The 18,967-nt window shown below is 69.6% G+C and carries 15 protein-coding genes; 3 read left to right on the top strand and 12 right to left on the bottom strand.

Annotated elements, in window-relative coordinates; all coding sequences use genetic code 11:
* Positions 1-45: 45 nt before the first annotated feature.
* The 4 genes from I7X39_RS07425 to I7X39_RS07410 form a co-directional block, all read right to left on the bottom strand.
* Complete coding sequence (locus tag I7X39_RS07425) at positions 46-1,440, bottom strand: DUF723 domain-containing protein (protein ID WP_198110347.1); 1,395 nt, start codon at positions 1,438-1,440, stop codon at positions 46-48.
* 345 nt (positions 1,441-1,785) lie between these two features.
* The gene (locus tag I7X39_RS07420) at positions 1,786-2,985 is read right to left on the bottom strand and encodes an MFS transporter (RefSeq protein WP_310739889.1); all 1,200 of its coding nucleotides are present in this window, start codon (positions 2,983-2,985) and stop codon (positions 1,786-1,788) included.
* Positions 2,978-4,411: an NAD(P)-binding domain-containing protein gene (locus I7X39_RS07415; protein ID WP_198110345.1), complete on the bottom strand. Its 1,434-nt coding sequence runs from the start codon at positions 4,409-4,411 to the stop codon at positions 2,978-2,980. The genes I7X39_RS07420 and I7X39_RS07415 overlap by 8 nt, the downstream gene beginning before the upstream one ends.
* 58 nt (positions 4,412-4,469) lie before the next feature.
* Positions 4,470-4,790 (bottom strand): ArsR/SmtB family transcription factor, encoded by a 321-nt coding sequence (locus tag I7X39_RS07410; protein ID WP_198110344.1) that lies wholly within the window; start codon positions 4,788-4,790, stop codon positions 4,470-4,472.
* A gap of 126 nt (positions 4,791-4,916) precedes the next feature.
* On the opposite strand from I7X39_RS07410, the gene arsA reads away from it, so the two are divergent.
* The 3 genes from arsA to I7X39_RS07395 all read left to right on the top strand — a co-directional run bounded on the left by arsA (position 4,917) and on the right by I7X39_RS07395 (position 9,653).
* Positions 4,917-6,695, top strand: a complete 1,779-nt coding sequence (arsA, locus tag I7X39_RS07405; protein ID WP_198110343.1) for an arsenical pump-driving ATPase — start codon at positions 4,917-4,919, stop codon at positions 6,693-6,695.
* Between the two features lie 231 nt (positions 6,696-6,926).
* Positions 6,927-8,048: a hypothetical protein gene (locus tag I7X39_RS07400; protein ID WP_232351802.1), complete on the top strand. Its 1,122-nt coding sequence runs from the start codon at positions 6,927-6,929 to the stop codon at positions 8,046-8,048.
* A gap of 138 nt (positions 8,049-8,186) precedes the next feature.
* Positions 8,187-9,653 (top strand): endonuclease, encoded by a 1,467-nt coding sequence (locus I7X39_RS07395; RefSeq protein ID WP_198110341.1) that lies wholly within the window; start codon positions 8,187-8,189, stop codon positions 9,651-9,653.
* Between the two features lie 43 nt (positions 9,654-9,696).
* On the opposite strand, the gene I7X39_RS07390 is transcribed toward I7X39_RS07395, so the two are convergent.
* The 8 genes from I7X39_RS07390 to I7X39_RS07355 form a co-directional block, all read right to left on the bottom strand.
* Positions 9,697-10,149 (bottom strand): hypothetical protein, encoded by a 453-nt coding sequence (locus I7X39_RS07390; RefSeq protein WP_198110340.1) that lies wholly within the window; start codon positions 10,147-10,149, stop codon positions 9,697-9,699.
* Between the two features lie 201 nt (positions 10,150-10,350).
* Positions 10,351-11,193: an alpha/beta fold hydrolase gene (locus I7X39_RS07385; RefSeq protein ID WP_198110339.1), complete on the bottom strand. Its 843-nt coding sequence runs from the start codon at positions 11,191-11,193 to the stop codon at positions 10,351-10,353.
* 8 nt (positions 11,194-11,201) lie between these two features.
* A complete protein-coding gene (locus tag I7X39_RS07380) occupies positions 11,202-13,376 on the bottom strand; it encodes a TonB-dependent receptor (RefSeq protein WP_198110338.1) in 2,175 nt (724 codons plus the stop codon).
* A 671-nt stretch (positions 13,377-14,047) separates the two neighbouring features.
* Entirely contained in the window at positions 14,048-14,833 is a 786-nt protein-coding gene (locus tag I7X39_RS07375; protein ID WP_198110337.1) for a 3-hydroxybutyrate dehydrogenase, read from the bottom strand.
* Positions 14,834-14,846: 13 nt separating this feature from the next.
* Positions 14,847-15,683, bottom strand: a complete 837-nt coding sequence (locus I7X39_RS07370; RefSeq protein WP_198110336.1) for an alpha/beta fold hydrolase — start codon at positions 15,681-15,683, stop codon at positions 14,847-14,849.
* The gene (locus I7X39_RS07365; RefSeq protein WP_198110335.1) at positions 15,680-16,741 is read right to left on the bottom strand and encodes a branched-chain amino acid ABC transporter permease; all 1,062 of its coding nucleotides are present in this window, start codon (positions 16,739-16,741) and stop codon (positions 15,680-15,682) included. The genes I7X39_RS07370 and I7X39_RS07365 overlap by 4 nt, the downstream gene beginning before the upstream one ends.
* Positions 16,741-17,757, bottom strand: coding sequence for a branched-chain amino acid ABC transporter permease (locus I7X39_RS07360; RefSeq protein ID WP_198110334.1), 1,017 nt, complete (start codon positions 17,755-17,757; stop codon positions 16,741-16,743). The genes I7X39_RS07365 and I7X39_RS07360 overlap by 1 nt, the downstream gene beginning before the upstream one ends.
* Positions 17,754-18,482 (bottom strand): ABC transporter ATP-binding protein, encoded by a 729-nt coding sequence (locus I7X39_RS07355; protein ID WP_198110333.1) that lies wholly within the window; start codon positions 18,480-18,482, stop codon positions 17,754-17,756. Before I7X39_RS07355 ends, I7X39_RS07360 begins: the two co-directional genes overlap by 4 nt.
* Positions 18,483-18,967: the final 485 nt, after the last annotated feature.

Raw genomic sequence — 18,967 nt, 5'->3', positions numbered from 1 at the left:
GTGGGTGCCGACTACCGCTCCAGCATGCGGGTCGTGCCCCTGGCCCTAGTCTTCGAACAGTTGCATAAGGCTTTCTGGCAACGGGGTGTCGAAACACTCCGTGCGTCCTCCGAACCGTCGCCCACTCTTGCTCAGGTTCCTCGGGGTGTATCGGTGGAGCGCGCCAAATTCACTCAGCACTCGCTGCTCGATTTCATAAGCTTTGCCAAGTGCGATTTGCCTTGCCTTCAGTACTTCAATCCGGTAGCCATAGCCCGTGCCATACCCGGCGAATCGCTTGCTTGCGCTGTTTTTGGAAATGCCAACCTTGAAGAATTGCTCGCTTTCGCTGCTGAGTTTTACGTAGTAAAGCGTTCCAACAGATGACTCGAGTGCACCGTCCGAACTAAACCGCCTCTCTGTGTACGCGCCAGGGAGAGCGTCGTCCGCACAGCGGCGGCAGCCAGACTTCAGGTGCATGTCGGGTGTCTGCTCAAACACCCCGTGCACCGGGCACACGATCCTCACGGGCTTCTTGGCGGTGCTGTAGTCGATCAGCGAGTAGTCGTACTTCTCACCGTGCACCTGTCGTGCACGATCGACAAAGCGTTCGACGGTCTGCCGCTGTCGGTTCCTAGCCGAATCGTTACCGCATTTCGGGCAACCCTTCCCCGCCAGATGGTCCGAAGGGCTCTGCCGGAACTCACCGTGAACGTGGCACGTGATCGTGACCTTGTGCTTGGAGTCGACAACCGAGATACCGCCGTAGCCGTAGCGATTGCCATGAACGGCGTGCGCCCTCAACAAAAAGTCCTCCGTTGGAAGCCTCGCTTTGGCGTGTGTCGCTTCCACTGCGCACTTCGGACAGCCGTACTTGGACAGCAAGTGTGTCACCGGTGCCTGCTTGAACTCGCCATGGACCGGACAGTCAATTGCGACTGGCGTCCATGCATCGGTGTACTCGACACCCGCGTAAGTGAATCGCTCTCCAAATCGTGTCCGAGCTTCCCGACAGAAGCGCTCGGTTGTCCAACGCATTCGTTCGCTGGCGAGTGTGTCGCGGCACTTCGGGCAGCCCTGGCCATGCAGGTGTGAGTCCGGTCTCTGGAAGTACGGCCCATGCAACCGACAGACGATCAAGACCTTCTTGAGCGCGCCCGCGTACTCGACGTGGCTGTAGTCGTACTTGCTCCCATGGATCGCTTGAGCCTGCTCAATGAATGCCGCGTCGGATTTGCGCAGTTTCAAGGCCTGAGCCGCACTTGCGCATTTCGCGCATCCCCTTCCTCTCAGGTGATTGGACGGCGTCTGCTCGAACGCGCCGTGCTGCTTGCACACGATCGTCACATTGGTGCGATTGCTCCGGTAATCGACCCGGCTGTAGTCATACGCATCGCCGTGCACTTTGTGTGCTGCGGCAGCGAACTCTTCATTCGAACGACGAGCGGGCTGAGTTGCCACTTGAGGTACGCAGAAGCTGAGGGTGGGTCAGTTGGATCCTAGGTGATAGGTGGCCTTCCTAGCTCTGGCTAGAACATCCTCTGGGGCACCTTCTCCTAGCCGAGTTCGGACAGCCGCGCGGCGGCTCCCGGACGGGAGCACATGGCTTGCAGCCCCCGTCTCGCCCAGGCGAGGAGATGCGAGGCCAAGCTTACGGATGTATCGCGCGCTTGGCCGAGTTGCACCGATGGTGTGAAAGTCGCCTGAGGGTCGAGAGCCGACGACGGCCAGGCCTCACTCGACCGGCCACTTCCAGCCTAAAGCCGCAGTCGGACTTGCAGAAGGAGGCGAAAAACTCTCAACCTCTCAGCCCCCCGGCGGCGGCCGGATCCACGCCAGCGCTGCCAGCGCCGCCCCGGCCAGACCGATGCACAACCACAGGCTGTGCACACCCCAGGCCTGCAGCGCCAGCCCGAAGGCCAGCGGCGCGGCGGCCTGGGCCAGGCGGGCGGGCAGCATCAGCCAGCCCTGGCGGCGCCCGTAGCCGGCCGGGCCGAACAGGGCCAGGGGCAGCGTGCCCTTGGCGATGGTGAGGATGCCGTTGCCCGCGCCATGCAGCAGCGCAAAGGCCGGGGCTGCCGCCGGCCCCAGCAGCAGCAGCGCCAGCGCGCCCAGCGGGTGCGCCGCGGCGGCCCAGCGCGCGGTGCGCAGCGGGTGCTGGCGGCGCAGGCCCAGGAACTCCAGCACGCGGCCGCCCACCTGCGCCGGCCCCACCAGCGCACCGGCCGCCACTGCCGCAGCCAGCGGGGCGCCGCTGGCCATCAGCAGCACGGGCAGGTGCACGGCAATGGCGGTGCTGATGAACCAGGTGGCGGCGAACACGAAGGCGAGGAGGGCGAGCATCAGCCGGCCGCCTTCCGCTGCGGGTTCGGGCGCTGCGGTCGGCTCCAGCGGCCGGGGGGGCGCGGCGGCCTGGGCAGCCACATCGGCCACACCGGCTGCATGGCCGCGCGGCAGGCTCAGGTTCAGTGGCAGGCCCAGCAGCAGGTGCAGCGCCGCCCAGCCGCCCACGGCGGCGCGCCAGCCCAGGGTCTGTTCCAGCGCGGCGCTGAGTGGCCAGCCCACGGTGCTGGCAAAGCCGGCAATCAGCGTGATGCCGGTGATGGCGCTGCGCGCCTGCGGGCCCTTCAGGTAGACGAGGGCGGCGAAGGCGGCCTCGTACAGGCCGCTGCCCATGGCCAGGCCCAGCAGCGCCCAGCCCAGCAGCAGCAGGGCGGCGTTCGGCGCCAGCGCCAGCACGGCCAGCGCCAGCGCGAACAGCAGGCTGCTGGTGGCCAGCACGGGGCGGCCGCCGTGGCGGTCGATCCAATGCCCGGCGCGCGGCCCCACCAGGGCCGAGACCACCAGAGCGAGCGAGAACGCGCCGTACACCCAGCCGGTGGCCAGGCCGAGCTCGCGCGCCATCGGCTGCGCCAGCATCGCCGGCAGGTAGTAGCTGGAAGCCCAGGCCAGGGTCTGTGCCGTGCCCAGGCGCAGCACCAGGCTGGTGTCGCGCGCTTCAGCCACAGCAGGCGCTGGTGGCCTTGGGCCGGGCCACGGCGGGGCCGCAGCCGCAGCCCGTGGCGCCGGCGGCCTTGGCGTCTTCATCCTTGACGCAGCAGGCGCTGGCGTTTTGCACCGGCGGGCCGCCGCAGCAGGCGCCGCCCGGGGCTTGGTCCGCTGCGGCAGCGAAGTCCACCGAGCACACGCCGGTTTCGGGCAGCTCCAGCTGCACGTCGTCGGCGGCGGCCCAGTCGCCCACCAATGCGGCGGCCACCGAGCGCGCCTGCTCGTAACCAGTGGCCATCAGGAAGTTGGGCGCGCGGCCATAGCTCTTGGCGCCGATGGCGTAGAAGCCCGCTTCGGGGTGCTGCAGCTCGCGGTGGCCATGCGGGCGCACGGTACCGCAGCTGTGCTCGTTGGGGTCGATCAGCGGGGCCAGGGCCTCGGTGCTTTCCAGCCAGGGGTCCAGGCGCATCCGCAGTTCGCGCGCCAGCTCCAGGTTCGGGCGCGCGCCGGTGGCGGCGACGATCTGCTCGATGCCCTCGATGCGGCGCGCATCGTGCGCGCTGTGCACCTGCAGGCGGCCGGCTTCGTCTGGGCTGATGCGCCCGATGGCGAAGCCGGTGTGCAGCTCCAGGCGGCCGGCCTCGGTGAGGGCGCGCAGGCGCTCGCCCAGCGCGCCGCGTGCCGGCAGGCCGTCCTTGCTGCCGCCGCCGAACAGGCGGCGCAGGTCCTGCCCGCGCACGGCCCAGACGATGGCGGTGCCGGGCACCTCCTCGGCCAGCTGGGCCAGGGCGATGAGGTTGCCGGCCGCCGAATGCCCGGCGCCCACCACCAGCACGCGCCGGCCGGCGTAGCGGCCGCGCTCGGCGCCCAGGATGTCGGGCATGCCGTACTGGATCTGCGCGGCCTGCTCGCGTTCACCCGGCACCGGCAGGCCGTGGGCGCCCAGCGGGTTGGGCTGGCCCCAGGTGCCGCTGGCGTCGATGACGGCGCGGGCCTCGAACTCCTGCACGCCCTCCGCGCCCTGCCACTGCAGCACGAAGGGCGCCTGCTCGCGGCCGCGGGTCTTGACCTTGTCGACGCCGCGGCGGCTGATGGCCAGCACGCGGGCGCCGTACTGCACCCGCTGGCGCAGCGCCTCGCTGTGCGCCAGCGGCAGCAGGTACTGCTCGCGCAGCTCGGCGGCGGTGGGCAGCGCGCCTTCATCCGCCGGGGGTTGCCAGCCCTCGCGCTGCAGCAGGGCGCGGGCGGCGCGGTCGATGTTGAAGCGCCAGGGCGAGAACAGGCGCACATGGCCGTAGCCCTGCAGGTGCGCGGCGGGGCTGCTGCCGGCTTCGAACACCTGCACGGGCAGGCCGCGCTGCAGCAGATGGGCGGCGGCAGCCAGCCCGACGGGGCCGGCGCCGATGACGGCGACCGGAAGGGCGGTAGAGGGCGTGGGGTGCATGGTGGGGCTCCTTAGTAATTCGTCGAATAACGAATATGAGGGTAAAAAAACAGGCCCCTCACAGGGCCTGGACCCAGCGCTTGAGCAGCGCCAGGCGTTCGGGGTTGACGCAGTAGCAGGTGCGTTGCTCTTCCGATGAACCAACGATCAGCCCCGCCTCCTTCAACACCTTGACGTGCTGCGAGGTGGTGGAGGGCGCCAGGCCGGTGAGGTCGGACAGGTTGCCGAAGTAGCAGGAGTCGATGTGCGCCAGGTGGCGCAGCAGCTGCACGCGTGCCGGGTGGGCCAGGGCCTTGCACAGGCTGGCCAGCTCGGCTTCGTCCAGGTCGGTGGCGGCGCGCGAGGGGGCGCAGGAAGCGGGGGCGCAGGCTTTGGCCATGGCGGGTGGTGCGGGTTTCTGCGGTGTTCGTCGAATTACGAAGAAATGTAGCAGGCGAATCGAAACCGTCAAGCCCGCTGAGGCAGATCAAGGCCGCGCGGGTGGGGAGCCGCGCACACTGGGCGGATGAAAACCGACGCCACCCCTGCCGATCTCCAGGCCGAGCTGCCCCGCTGGGCCACCCGCTTCCTGTTCTTCACCGGCAAGGGCGGCGTGGGCAAGACCTCGCTGGCCTGTGCCGTGGCCCTGGGCCTGGCGGATGCGGGCCGGCGCGTGCTGCTGGTCAGCACCGACCCGGCCTCCAATCTGGACGAGATGCTGGAGCAGCCGCTTACTCACCAGCCGCGCGCCATCCCCGGCGCACCGGGGCTCTGGGCGCTCAACATCGACCCCGAAGCCGCCGCCGAGGCCTACCGCCAGCGCGTGCTCGCGCAGCTTGACCCGCAGGGCCCGGCGGCCGAGCGCGAACGCCAGCGCGAGCAGGTGCGCGAGCAGCTCTCGGGCGCCTGCACCACCGAGATCGCCGCGTTCGACGAGTTCGTCGGCCTGCTGGCGGGCGACGCCGCCGCTTATGACCATGTGGTGTTCGACACCGCGCCCACCGGCCACACCCTGCGCCTGCTCAGCCTGCCCAAGGCCTGGGCGGGCTTTCTGGAGGGCAATGACCGCGGCGCCTCCTGCCTGGGCCCGCACTCGGGTTTGAAGATGCAGGAGCAGCGCTTCAAGGCCGGCCTGGCTGCCCTTTCCGACGCCAGCCAGACCACCCTGGTGCTGGTGGCGCGTGCCGATGCCGCCGCTCTGCGCGAGGCCGCGCGCACGCAGCAGGAGCTGCTGCAGCTGGGCCTGCGCAACCAGCGCCTGATCGTCAACGCCGTGTTCCGCGCCAGCGCTGCCGACGACGCCACCGCCCAGGCCCTGCAGGCCCAGGGCGAGGCCGCGCTGGCCGGCTGCGCCCCCGCGCTGGCGGCGTTGCCGCGCAGCGAGGTGCCGCTGCGCGCCTTCGACATGCTGGGCCTGGCCGCGCTGCGCGCCCTGCTGCGCCCGGCGGAAGCCATCCCGGCGCCAGCCGCGGCCCTGCCATCTGCCGAACTGCCCGGCCTGGCCGCGCTGGTGGACGAACTGGCCCGCCAGAACCATGGCCTGGTGATGGTGATGGGCAAGGGCGGCGTGGGCAAGACCACGGTGGCCGCCGCCGTGGCCGTGGGCCTGGCGCAGCGCGGCCACACCGTGCACCTGAGCACCACCGACCCCGCGGCGCACCTGGCTGCGACCCTGGGTGGCGAGCTGCCGCACCTGAGCCTGAGCCGCATCGACCCGCAGGCCGAGACCGCGCAGTACATCGACAAGGTGATGGCCCACCGCGGCAAGGACCTGGACGAGGCCGGCCGCGCCCTGTTGCGCGAGGACCTGCAATCGCCCTGCACCGAGGAAGTGGCTGTGTTCCATGCCTTCTCGCGCACCGTGGCGCAGGCGCGTTCGGCCTTCGTGGTGCTGGACACCGCGCCCACCGGGCACACCCTGCTGCTGATGGACGCCACTGGCGCCTACCACCGCCAGATGGCGCGCGAGCTGGGCGGCTCGGCCAAGATCGTCACCCCCTTGATGCGCCTGCAGGACGCCGACTACACGCGCGTGCTGCTGGTGGCCCTGCCCGAGCCCACGCCGGTGTCCGAAGCCGCGGCGCTGCAGGACGATCTGCGCCGCGCCGGCATCGAGCCCTTTGCCTGGGTCATCAACCGCAGCCTGCTGGCCACCGGCACGCAGGACCCGCTGCTGCGCGCACGCTTGCAGGGCGAGGCGCGGCAGATCGAGCGCGTGCGCCAGGGCCTGGCGCGGCGCTGCCATTTGCTGCCCTGGCAGGCGCGGCCGCCGGTGGGCGTGGCGGCGCTGCAGGCCTTGGTCTGAGAGCCTGAAAGCCTTTTGCCCAAGCCTTGCACGCCAAAACGGCCCAGCTCTTCGTTGCAAATGCTCGCCATAGCCCGAGCTATGGCTGCGCTTTGCGCCTCGATCCGGGCCGTTTTGGTGCGCCTTTCGGGCTCGTCCGAAAGGCCCTCAGGCTCTGAGTGACTCCCTTGCCGCGCGTTGCGATAAAAGCAGCAATTGTTGTTGCAGCAGCAAGCCGCCACAATGGCCACGATGAAGGCCGATTTCGATTCCGTCAGCATCCAGCGCCCCGAGCTGGCCGCCAGCTACCTCGGCCTGCTGGCCTCTCAGCCGGGCCGGCCGCTGGCGCTGTTCGGGCCGCGGCGCCTGGGCAAGACCTGGTTCCTGGATCAGGACCTGACGCCGGCCGCACGCGAGCGCGGCTGGCTGCCGGTGTACGCCGACCTGTGGCTGCAGCGCGGGGCGCCGCTGGCCGCCATCAACCACGCGCTGGAAGAGGCGCTGGACGATGCCAGCGTGCCCGCCCAGGCTGCCGGCAAGCTGGCCAAGACGCCGGTGACCAAGCTCAGCGCCCTGGGCGTGAGTGTGGACCTGGGCGCGGCCCCCAGCCGCCGCAAGCTGCCCGAGGCGCCCGAGCTGCGCTTTGACGCCCTGATCCAGCGCCTGCACGCCGCCGCCGGCCGCCCCATCCTGCTGATGCTGGACGAGGCGCAGGCCCTGGCCGAGGGCTCGGCCGCCAGCGCCGAGGCCCTGGCCGGCAGCTTGCGCGCGGTGCTGCACAAGCGCCGCCAGCAGGTGCACGCGGTGCTCACCGGCTCCTCGCCCGACGCGCTGGCCCAGTTGCTGGCCACCGCCGGCGCGCCGATGTACCACTTCGCCCAGGTGCTGAACTTCCCGGCCCTGGGCGACGAATTCCTGAAGGCTCTGGCCGAGCAGTACGGCCGCGTGCACAAGGGCCGCAAGCCGCTGCTGGACGACTTGCGCCAGCTGTTCGAGCGCCTGGGCCACAAGCCGGCACTGATGCGCGACGTCGTCAAGTCCATGTCCGCCGAGGGCGAAACCGATGTGCAGCGGGGCTTTGCCAAGTACCTGGCCGATGAACGCCACGTGGCCGGCTGGCGCGCACTCATCGACACCCTGGGCCCGCTGGAGCGCGGCCTGGCGCGCGCCGTGGCCGCCGGCCAGGCGCCGCTGGGCCAGGCCACGCGCCAGCAGCTCGGCCAGCTGCCCGGCGTGGGTGCCGCCCCCACCGTGGGCAAGGTGCGCGCGGCGCTGGAGCGCCTGCGCAAGCTCGGCGTGCTGACGCGCAGCGGCACGCCGCAGGTCGAGGACCCTTTTCTGCAGGCCTGGCTGCTCGGGCGCCCCCCGGTGTAAACCTGCCCGAGAAAACCTGATGGGGAAGGTCCTTCCTCTAAAAGGAGGTGTGAAAACCCGTGTTGTGGCGGCGCGGTAACCCAAACGTCACGACCCCTCGCTAAGGTGCGCGGCTTCGCAAAAAAGTCGAGGCATGACATGCGGCTGATCGTTTCGAAATGGGCCCTGGCCCTGGGGCTCACCTTGGGCGCGCTGGCGCCGGCACTGGCGCAGACCGCGCTGACCAAGGGCGTGGCGGTCACCAACCTCTCGGCCACCAAGGGCAGTACGCGCGACTTCAGCCTCGTGGTGCCGGCCGGTGCCACGGCCCTGAGCTTCAAGCTCAGCGGCGGCACGGGCGACGCCGACCTCTACGTGCGCCGCGGCTCCCAGGCCACCACCAGCAGCTACGACTGCCTGTCCAACGGCAGCACCAACGCCGAGACCTGCAGCTTCGCCAGCCCCAGCGCCGCCACTTACTACGTGCGCGTGCTGGCTTACAGCAGCTACAGCGGCGCCAGCCTCGTGGCCAACTACACGGCGGCCAGCACCCCGCCCGCCACGGTGACGCTGCAGAACGGCGTGGAGCTGACCGGCCAGGGCGCCGCCGCCGGCGCCTGGCTGCGCTACCGCATCGACGTGCCGGCCGGCGCCACGAACCTCGTCATCAGCAGCAGCGGCGGCACCGGCGCGGCCGATCTGTATGTGCGCGCCGGCGCCGAGCCCAGCAGCACCGCCTACGACTGCCGCCCGCTCGTCAACGGCAACAACGAATCCTGCAGCTGGGCGCAGCCGCAGGCCACCAGCTACTACATCGGGCTGTACGGCTACCAGGCTTTCTCGGGCGTCAGCATCAAGGCCCAGTACACCGCGGCCAGCACGCCGCCGCCGGGTACCGGTGCCACCTGGGACGGCTTTGCCACCTACTACGTGCAGGCCATCGGCAAGACCGGCCTGGCGCTGCGCACCTCGCTGAACCAGCACGCCGCCCTGGGCCACCAGCGCAAGACCTACACGGAAGTGTGGGACGCCATCAAGTACACCGACGAGGACCCGGCCAACAGCGCCAACGTCATCCTGCTGTACACCGGCCGCTCGCAGGCCAAGACCTTCAATGCTTCCGGCAACTCCGACCCCGATGCCTGGAACCGGGAACACGTGTGGCCCAAGAGCCATGGCTTCCCCGACGAGGCGCAGTGGGCGCACACCGACATCCACCACCTGCGCCCGGCCGATGTGACGGTGAACAGCACGCGCGGCAACAAGGACTTCGACTGGGGCGGCAGCGCCATCGGTGAGGCCCCCGGCAACCTGACCGACGCCGACAGCTTCGAGCCGCGCGCCGCGGTGAAGGGCGACATCGCCCGCATGATGTTCTACATGGCGATCCGCTATGAGGGCAACGACGCCACCGGCGTGCCCAATCTGGAACTGGCCGACAACACTGGCACCAGCGGCAACTTCCTGGGCAAGCGCTGCACCCTCGTGACCTGGCACCGCCAGGACCCGGTGGACGCCTTCGAGATCCGCCGCCACGCGCGCATCGTTGAGCGTCAGGGCAACCGCAACCCGTTTGTGGACTACCCGGCCTGGGTGGAAGAGCTGTTCGGCGCAGGCTGCCCGTGAGCCTGGCGGGTGGTGGCCCCGCGGCCGCCACCTGCGCATCCGTTCAAGAGCGGCGCTGCGCTTGCGAGGGCGAGGCGTAGCCGGAGGGCCGCTTCTGCGCCACCATCGGGAAGGACTCGCCGCCGTGGTACGTCACGGTGCCGCACATGAAGTCGCCCTTGGCGGAGAGGCTGCCGTCGAACAGCACATCGCCCTCGCGCGAGGCCACCACCATCTGGATCTTGTGGCCGTCCAGGCTGATCTTGCGCAGCACCACCGGCGCCGTGCGCGCCGGCATCAGCGAGCCGCCGTACTCGGCGCCGACGAAGCCGATCGACATCAGCCCGAAACTGGGGGTGCCGCGCGGCACCATCAAAAAGTCCCAAGAGCCGTGCAGGTTCGGGGCCTCAGCGCCCTCGGCCGCAGCGCCCGCGTCGCAGCTCAGGTTCATCAAGCCGGCGGGCGGGGCCGCAAAGGCAGCGGGGGTGGCGCAGCAGGCGGCCAGGGCCAAGGTCATCAAGGGCTTCAAGTGCAGGGCTCCATGGTCAAGGGGAAGGGCAGGAGGCGCCGACCGGGCCTCTGCGAGCCAATGTAGGCAGGGTGCTGCCGTGCAGACGAGGGCGATGCGACGAAGCGCGGTCCGGGTGCCGCGAGTGAGGGTTGGGGCGGACTTCGGGCCAGCCGGCAGCCGGTGCTGGCCCGCTGAGCTCCCGCTCCCTCAAGCCCGCAGGAAGCCCTCCAGCGCCTGCAAGGCTTTCGGCTCCATCAGCGTCGGCGCATGCCCGCGCCTCGGCACCTCCACGGCCTGCAGCTTCGGCAGCCGGGCCTGCATCTCCGCCACCGTGCCGGCGCTCAGCAGGTCCGACTCCGCCCCGCGCAGCAGCAGCATCGGCGTGGCAGCCGCGGCTTCGAACAGCGGCCACAGCGGTGGCACCGCGCTGCCGCTGGCCAGGCCCTGGGCGATGGCGGGGTCGTAGTCGGGCAGCCACTGGCCGTCCTCGATGCGGTGCGTTTCCAGCACCATGCGCTGCCAGTCCTGCGGCCCGAAGTCCGGGAACACCGGGGCCTGCACGGCGGCGGTGCGCGCCGCCGCCTCGGCCAGGTGGGTGGCCGCGGCCTGGTGGCCGACATAGCCGGCAATGCGCGCCAGGCCCGCGGGCTCCAGCACCGGCCCCACATCGTTCAGTACCAGGGCCTGGATGCGCTGCGGCTGCATGGCGGCCAGCATCACGCCCATCATCCCGCCCAGCGAGGTGCCGATCACCTGCACCTGCGCGATCGCCGCCTGGTCCAGCAGGGTCAGCATGTCGGCCACGTAGCGGTCCGGTCGGTAGCGGCTCGGGTCGGGGTCGTGCGCCGAGAGGCCGCGGCCGCGCTGGTCCGGGCAGAGCAGGCGAAAGCGCGGGGACAGGTGCGCCGCCAGGCGCTCGAAGTCGCGGCCGTTGCGCGTCAGGCCGTGCAGGCACAGCAGCACGGGGGCATCGGCGCGCGGGCCGGGCCAGTCCGTGACGTGCAGGCGCAGGCCGTCGTCGCTGCGGAAGAAGCGGTGCACCCAGTCCATGCGCCTTCTCAGAAGCGGTACGAAGCGCTCAGGCTGACCTGGCGCGGCGCGCCGTAGAAGCCGTCCAGCACGCCCAGCGCGGCGATGTTGTAGCCATCGGTGCGGTAGGCCTTGTCGCCCAGGTTGGTGCCTTGCAGCGCGAAGGTCCAGTGGCGGTCGCGCTCCCAGATCAGGCCGGCGGACCACAGGCTGTAGCCGGGCTGGGCGATGACCTCGCTCAGGTCCGTGGTCGGGTAGACCTTGCTGCGGTAGCTCACGCCGGCGCGGGCGCGCAGTTCGCCGCCCAGGGCGAAGGGCAGGCGGTACTCCACGTCCAGCGCGCCGCTGGTCTTGGGCGTGTTGCTGAACTTCTTCTGGGCAGCCACGTTGACGCCGCGGTCCAGGTACTCGTCGTACTTCGCGTCGATGACCGAGGCGTTGCCGCGCAGCGTGAGGTTGCGCGTCGGGCGCCAGATCATCTCCAGCTCCAGGCCATTGACCGTGGCGCGGCCGGCGTTGGTGAAGTCGCCGAAGAAGCCGGGCTGGCCGTTGGCCTGGGTGAAGCTGGTGAAGACCGAGAGCTGAACGTTTTTGTACTTGTTGTGGAAGACGGCGCTGTTCAGTTCGAGCCGGCCTTCGTCCAGGCGCAGCTTGGCGCCCAGCTCGAAGGAGTCGAGCGTTTCGTCCTCGAAGGGCTTGCTGGACGAGGGCACGGCGGTGACGTTGGCGCGGATGTTGTAGCCGCCGCTCTTGAAGCCGCGCGAGGCGGTGGCGTAGAACTTGGTGTCCTTGCTCAGCTCGTAGCCCAGCGAGAGCTTGGGCGAGGTGTTGCTGACCTTGCGGGTCTTGTCGAAGTCGGACACGGTGGCGATGGGCACCGAGAAGGTGGCGTCCTTGTAGGCGCGGTTCAGCACCACGGCGCGCTTTTCCTCGCTGGTGTAGCGCAGGCCGGTGGAGAGGTTCAGCGCCTCGCTCAGCTCCCACTCCCAGTCCACATAGGCGGCATTGCTCTTCGTGTAGACCTGGCCACGGGTGTCGCCAAAGCTCAGGTTGAAGAAGTTGTTCAGCACCTGACCGCCGGCCTCGCCCTCGAAGCGGTAGAGACCGAACACGCCGCCGCCGGCGCGCGCAAGCTGCAGCTCGTGGCTGCGCGAGCTGTCGCTGTAGAGCGCGCGCACGTCGGCGATCTTGTTGGGCAGGCCGTCGAAGTCGATCGAGGTGTCGGTGTCGGAGCTGCGGTAGGCGCTGATGAGCTTGCCGCTCCAGTCCTGGCCCAGATCAAAGCCCAGCGTGATGGCGTGGCCGCCGGCGTGGGTGTAGTTCTTGTTCGGCATGCCGCTGGCGATGTCGTAGCGGCCGGTGCTGGCGGGCGTGGCGGCGGGGTCGAAGCGGTTCACCGCCATGCGCTGGAAGCCGCGCATGTTGGAGTCGTCACGGGTGCGGTCGGCGCTGACCTGGACGTTCAGCGGCAGGCCTTCAGGGAACCAGCCGGCCTGGATGCGCGCCGCACCGGTGTCCTGGTTGCTCACGTCGGACCCATCGGTGAGGTTCTTGCCGTAGCCGTCGCGGTCGCTCTTGGCCAGGGCCAGGCGGGCACGGAACTGGCCGTCCTCGGTGGCGCCGCCCAGCATGCCCTTGGCCTGCAGCAGGCCGTGGTTGCCCACGGTGAGCGCCACGTTGCCGCTGGTGGCGGTGCCCAGCGCCTTCGATACGTACTTCACCGCGCCGCCAATCGTGTTCTTGCCGTACAGCGTGCCCTGCGGGCCACGCAGCACCTCGATGCGCTCGATGTCGAACACCTCCAGCAGCGCACCCTGCGGGCGGGCCATGTACACATCGTCCAGGTAGATGCCCACGCCCGGGTCCACGCCCCACAGCGGGTCGGCCTGGCCGACGCCGCGGATGAAGGTGGTGAGCGTGCTGTTGCTGCCGCGTGCGGCGTAGATGGTCAGGCTGGGCACCTGGCCTTGCAGGTCGCCAAGGTTGCGCACCGCCAGGCGGTCCAGGCTCTGGGCCGTGAGCGCCGTCACGGCCACGGGCACGTCCTGCAGCGTCTCCTCGCGCTTGCGCGCCGTGACGGTGACCTTCTCCAGCTGCGTGGCTTCATCGGTGGCCGGCGCGGTCTGGGCCAGGGCGGGGGTGCCCAGCAGGGTGGCGGCGGCCAGGGCCAGGGGTTGCAGGCGCAGCAGGGTCATCGGTCGCATGGGGTGGTCTCCGGGGTTCGGTTGGGGTCGGGCGGTGTCGGGTCGCCCGCCGGTTTCTGATGTCGATCGGCTGGGCGCTGGGTGGACAAGCGCAAGCGGCGTGCCCAGTTGGAGTGCGGTGCCTAAAAGCGCGGGAAAACCATCAGCGGGAAGCGTGTTGGAGACCTTCAGAACGCTCACCGGGAGGCCGGCAGGCAAGGGCCTGAGTGATTGCTTGTTTGCTGGGCAGACAGGTGCGCGAGGCTGGTTGTCTGCTTTTCAGGCGCTGACTGATTTGTGGACAGACGAGCCGCATGCGTTGTGCGAAAGACCCCGCCGGGTCTCGGCCCGGCAGCCGACCTACCTTCTTTGCTTCGCCAAAGAAGGTAGGCCAAGAAAGGCGACCCCGATGCCGGCGCCCCCGGCTGCGCCGGGGGTTCCCTGCGGTGCGCGAAGAGCGGGCCCAGGCCCAAAACTCACTTCGCTCACTGCGTTCGCTCCGTTCAGACAGTTGGGCCAAGTCAGTTCACGAGGCGCGCTCACGCGCGCGGGCCCGCTCTTCTGTGCTCCTCGGCTGGGCATAGGGGAGGCTGCCGAACAGCCGAACAGCCGAACCGCCAGCGGTCAGCAGGTGAAAGCGGCGCGTCGGGTGAAGCCCCTGCAGGCGCTCAAGAAGCGGTGGACAGCAAGCCCTACTGCGCCGTCCACCCCCCATCCACCGGCAGCGCCACCCCCGTGATCCCCGCCGCCGCCGGCCCGCACAGGAACACCGCCACCTCGCCGATGTGGCTGGGCGGCAGCAGCGTGAGGTTGGGCTGCTTCTCGCGCAGCAGCTCGCGGATGCCGGCCTGGCGGTCGCCGCCGAAGGCTGCTGCGCGGGCCTCGATCTGGGGTTGGATCAGCGCGGTGTCCGTCCAGCCCGGGCAGATGCAGTTCACGGTGATGCCCTCAGCCGCCGTCTCCAGCGCCACACCCTTGCTCAGGCCCACCAGGCCATGCTTGGCGGCCAGGTAGGCGCTCTTGTTGACGGAGGCCACCAGGCCGTGCACGGAGGCGATGTTGACGATGCGACCCCAGCCGCGCGCACGCATGCCGGGGAGGGCGGCTTTCATGGTGTGGAAGGCGCTACTGAGGTTGATGGCCAGGATGGCGTTCCAGCGCGCGGCGGGGAACTCGGCGATCGGGCAGGTGTGCTGGATGCCGGCGTTGTTGACCAGGATGTCGATCGGCGCCAGCGCCGCCGCGGCGGCGGCCACCAGGCCCGCGGCGGCGGTTTCGTCGGCCAGGTCGGCCTGCACGTAGGCGCAGCGCGCGCCGGTCTGCTCCTGCAGGCGCGCGGCCACGGCCTGGCCTTGCTCGGCGGCTTCGATGCCGTGCAGCACCACCTGCGCGCCGGCGCATGCCAGGGCTTCGGCAATGGCCAGGCCAATGCCTTGCGTGGAACCGGTGACCAGCGCCGTGCGGCCGTTCAGGGACATGGGAACTCCAGATTCAGTGGGCGATCAGAAAGCGCTCGATCAGGCCGAGCTGCTCGGGGGTGTTCAGCGCGGGCGCGTGGCCGCAGCCTTCGATGACCACGCCCAGCGCGCGCGGGCCGCGCACGCGCATGGCCTCGAAGACCTCGGGCGTCAGCAGGTCGGAATCGACGCCGCGCAGCGCCAGCACCGGCAGGCTCAGGCGGTCCCACTCGGCCCAGCGGCGGTAGTCGTCCGGGTGGTGGGTGAACTGCTCCACCATCGCGGGGTCGTAATGCGGGGTCACGCGGCCGTCGGGCAGGCGGCGCACCGAGGTCTCGGTCAGGTGCCGCCATTGCGTGTCGCTCAACCAGCCGTAGGGCGCGTAGATCTGTCGGAAGTAGCCCTCCAGCTCGGTGAGCGTGGCGAAGGCGGGCGGTTGGCCGGCATAGGCGCGGATGCGCGCCAGCGCGGGCTCGGCCAGCTCGGGGCCGACGTCGTTCAGCACCAGGCGGCGGATGCGCCCCTGCAGCGGCCCGGCCGCGGCCACGAGGCCGATGGCGCCGCCCATCGAGGTGCCGACCCAATGCGTCTGCACCACGCCCAGCTGGTCCAGCAGCGCGGTGGCCAGTTCGGCGTAGAAGTCCAGGCAGTACTCGTCGCGCGGCTGCGGGCTCCATTGCGACAGGCCGCGGCCAATCGTGTCCGGGCAGATCACGCGAAAGCGCGGCGCCAGTTGCGCGGCCAGCTCGTCCATGTCCCGCCCCGTGCGGGCCAGGCCATGCCAGGCCACCACGACCTCGGGGTTGGCCGGGTCACCCCAGTCCATGAAGTGCAGCTCACGGCCCAGGCAGCGCAGGTAGCGCGAGTTCATGGCTTGCGTGATCTCAGTTTTCCGACGATGCCGGTGGGGAAGTGATAGACAGAGAGGATGAACAACATGCCCAGCCACAGCAGCCAGCGGTCGGGCGAGGTGATGGCGCCCAGCACCGGCACGTCCGCCAGCGGCCCCTGCGCCAGGCGCATCAGGTCCTGCAGGTAGTTCTGCGCCAGCACGAACAGCACCGAGCCGATGACCGCGCCGTAGACCGTGCCCATGCCGCCGATGACGACGATCAGCAGGATGTCCAGCATGATCTCGAAGGACATCGCCGTCTCCGGCCCCACATAGCGCAGCCACAGCGCCAGCAGCACGCCGGATGCGCAAGCGAACAGCGCGGCCAGCACGTTCGAGAGCGTGCGGTACACCACTGTGCGGTAGCCGATGGCCTCGGCGCGGAAGCTGTTCTCGCGGATGGCCTGCAGCACGCGGCCGAAGGGCGAGTTGACGATGCGCAGCATCAAGAGCACCAGCACGGCCACCGCCAGGCACAGGCCGTAGTAGCTGAGCAGGCGGCCGTCCACCTCCACACCGAACAGGGGTTCATCCAGGAACACCGTGGCCGGGCGCAGCAGCTCGGGCACCTTGAAGTTCAGGCCGTCCTCGCCGCCGGTGAACTCGCTGAGTTGCGAGGCCAGCGTGAGAAAGGCCGAGGCCACGGCCAGCGTGATCATGGCGAAGAAGATCGCCTTGACGCGCAGCGAGGCCAGGCCGATCACCAGCGAGAGCAGCAGGCTGGCCCCCAGCGCCGCGCCCGCGCCGAGCAGCACCGCGTCCCAGCCCGGGCCCATGCGATGGCTCGCAATCGCCACCCCGTAGGCGCCGATGCCGAAGAACAGCGTGTGCGCAAAGCTGACGATGCCGGTGTAGCCCAGCAGCAGGTCGTAGCTGGCCACCAGCACGATGAACACCAGGGTCTTGGCGGCCACGTTCATCGGCTTGGTGCCGGGGAACAGGAAGGGCGTGGCCAAGAGGCCCAGCACGGTGACGATCAAGAGCGCGGCCAGCAGGCGGCTGCGCGGCAGATCGTGCGAAAGCAGGGTCTTGACCATCAGCCGGCCCTTCGCGCCACCGGGTACAGGCCCTCGGGCCGCCACAGCAGCACCGCCACCATCAAGGCGATGTTGGAGAACAGCGCCAGCTTGGGCGCCAGGAAGCCGGTGTAGTTGGCCACCAGGCCCACCAGCAGCGCACCCACGAAGCTGCCGAAGGTGGAGCCCAGGCCGCCAATGATGATGACGATGAAGATCAGCACATTGAGCTGCGCGCCGATCTGCGGCGTCACGCCCTGCTGGTACAGGCCCCAGAGCACGCCGCCCAGGCCCGCCAGCGCCGAGCCGGCGACGAAGGTGCCGATGAACAGCCGGCGGATCGGGTAGCCCAGGCTTTCCACCATCTCGCGGTCCTGCACGCCGGCGCGGATCAGCAGGCCCAGCTTGGTGCGGTTCAGCAGCCACAGCAGGCCCACCAGCACGGTCAGACCGACGACCATGGCCAGCAGGCGGAAGCGCTCCAGCGCCACATCACCGAACAGCAGCGCACCGCGCAGGCCCTCGGGCGGGGTGATGGGCACGAGCTGCGCGCCGTACTGCATCTTCAGCAGCTCCTCGCCGACGATCATGCCGCCCATGGTGATGAGGATCTGCTTCAGGTGCAGGCCGTAGACGGGCCGCACCAGCACGCGCTCAAAGGCCAGGCCCACCGCGCCGGCCACGCCCATGCCCACCAGGCAGGCCGCGCCCACGGCGAGCAGATTGGCCCCCAGATCCGGGCTGTGGACCAGGCCGCTCAAGCTGGAGAGCACCGTGGTGGCCATGAAGGCGCCCAGGGCGATGAAGAGGCCGTGGCCGAAGTTCAAGACGTCCATCAGGCCGAACACCAGCGTCAGGCCCGAGGCCATGATGAAGACGATCAGACCCATGGCCAGCCCGGCGAGCGTCAGCGTGGCCCAGGAGCTGGGGCTGCCGATCAGCGGCAGGGCCAGCAGGGCCAGGCCGGCGAGCAGGGCCAGCGGCGCGATGTCAAAGCGCTCGCGTGGCAGGGCGGCCGGCGCGGTGGTGGTGGTCATTGATGCGCTCCGAGTGAGAGGCCGAGCAGGCGTTGCTGAAGTACTTCGTTCTCGGCCAATTCCTGCATGGCCCCGGTGTGCACCACGCGGCCGTCGTCCATCACGGCCACGCGGTCGCCCAGGGCCTTGGCCATGGCGAAGTTCTGCTCCACCAGCAGCACGGTGGTCTGTTGCTTCTTCAGTTCACCCAGCGCCTCGATGAGGTTCTGCACGATGGCCGGCGCCAGGCCCTTGCTGGGCTCGTCGATCAGCAGCAGGCGGCGCGGCTCGATCAGTGCGCGGGCAATGGCGACCATCTGCTTTTGCCCACCGCTGAGCTTGCCGGCGGGGTATTGCCAGAAGGTCTTCAGCGCGGGGAAGAGGCCGAACAGCCAGGTCAGACGTGCGTCATCCAGGTCCTGCAAACGCTTGGCTTGCCTTGCGGCGAGCAGCAAGTTTTCGGCCACGCTGAGGTCGCTGAAGATGCCCATGGATTCGGGCACATAGGCGATGCCTTGCTGGGCGATCTCGGGGGTGCTTTGCTTGTGCCTGCCGCCGGCGAATTCGATCGTTCCCTGGCTGTGCGGCCACAGGCCCATGATGGTGCGCAGTGTGGTGGTCTTGCCGGCGCCATTGCGGCCCAGCAGCATGGTCACTTGGCCCTCGGGCACCTCCAGGTCGACGCCGTGGAGGATGTGGTACGCGCCGATGTGGGTGTGGACGCCTTGGAGTTTGAGCAGGCTCATTGGGCTTGTGCTTTGAAGTGAGAGCCCGTGGGGTCTTCAACCCCACACCCCGACCCGCATTTCTTTGTCTTGCCAAAGAAACGCGGGGCAAAGAAAGGCGCCAATGCACGCACGCCGCCTAAGGCGGCGCGCGACTGCACGTCCGGCTCACATGGCTCCCACACCCCTCCTGGGACTGCGAAAACCTGCCCGCTAAGCTGGCCGGAGTACCGGCCGTCTAGACCACTGCAAACCATCAAGGGCTCTCTGCGATGAACGGACCCCCAACGAGCAACTGGGTGTCCCAGGGCGCTGGTTGGGGGTGTGTTCTTCGGAGCTCGGAGGCCATGGTCCTCGCTGCCCGGGACGACCGGTACTCCGGGCGCCTTCGTCGTCCTGACCGTCGAAGTCAGAGGAGGGCTCGTGTCAGTGTGAGCCCAAGCACCGCCATCACAGTTCGCCCCTAGGGCGACTGTGCGCATTGGCGCCTTTCTTTGCCCCGCGTT

This window comes from Inhella proteolytica, assembly GCF_016093275.1.
GTDB classification, from domain to species: domain Bacteria; phylum Pseudomonadota; class Gammaproteobacteria; order Burkholderiales; family Burkholderiaceae_C; genus Inhella; species Inhella proteolytica.
The sequence above is the reverse complement of the archived record's forward strand: the minus strand, read 5'-3'. Positions and strand labels throughout refer to the sequence as shown.

Coding starts and splice junctions, on each gene's coding strand:
- I7X39_RS07395 (WP_198110341.1), top strand. CDS start 8,187: ATGCGGCTGATCGTTTCGAAATGGGCCCTGGCCCTGGGGCTCACCTTG.
- I7X39_RS07355 (WP_198110333.1), bottom strand. CDS start 18,482: ATGAGCCTGCTCAAACTCCAAGGCGTCCACACCCACATCGGCGCGTAC.
- I7X39_RS07385 (WP_198110339.1), bottom strand. CDS start 11,193: ATGGACTGGGTGCACCGCTTCTTCCGCAGCGACGACGGCCTGCGCCTG.
- I7X39_RS07410 (WP_198110344.1), bottom strand. CDS start 4,790: ATGGCCAAAGCCTGCGCCCCCGCTTCCTGCGCCCCCTCGCGCGCCGCC.
- I7X39_RS07400 (WP_232351802.1), top strand. CDS start 6,927: ATGAAGGCCGATTTCGATTCCGTCAGCATCCAGCGCCCCGAGCTGGCC.
- I7X39_RS07390 (WP_198110340.1), bottom strand. CDS start 10,149: ATGACCTTGGCCCTGGCCGCCTGCTGCGCCACCCCCGCTGCCTTTGCG.
- I7X39_RS07360 (WP_198110334.1), bottom strand. CDS start 17,757: ATGACCACCACCACCGCGCCGGCCGCCCTGCCACGCGAGCGCTTTGAC.
- I7X39_RS07370 (WP_198110336.1), bottom strand. CDS start 15,683: ATGAACTCGCGCTACCTGCGCTGCCTGGGCCGTGAGCTGCACTTCATG.
- I7X39_RS07375 (WP_198110337.1), bottom strand. CDS start 14,833: ATGTCCCTGAACGGCCGCACGGCGCTGGTCACCGGTTCCACGCAAGGC.
- I7X39_RS07415 (WP_198110345.1), bottom strand. CDS start 4,411: ATGCACCCCACGCCCTCTACCGCCCTTCCGGTCGCCGTCATCGGCGCC.
- I7X39_RS07365 (WP_198110335.1), bottom strand. CDS start 16,741: ATGGTCAAGACCCTGCTTTCGCACGATCTGCCGCGCAGCCGCCTGCTG.
- I7X39_RS07380 (WP_198110338.1), bottom strand. CDS start 13,376: ATGCGACCGATGACCCTGCTGCGCCTGCAACCCCTGGCCCTGGCCGCC.
- arsA (WP_198110343.1), top strand. CDS start 4,917: ATGAAAACCGACGCCACCCCTGCCGATCTCCAGGCCGAGCTGCCCCGC.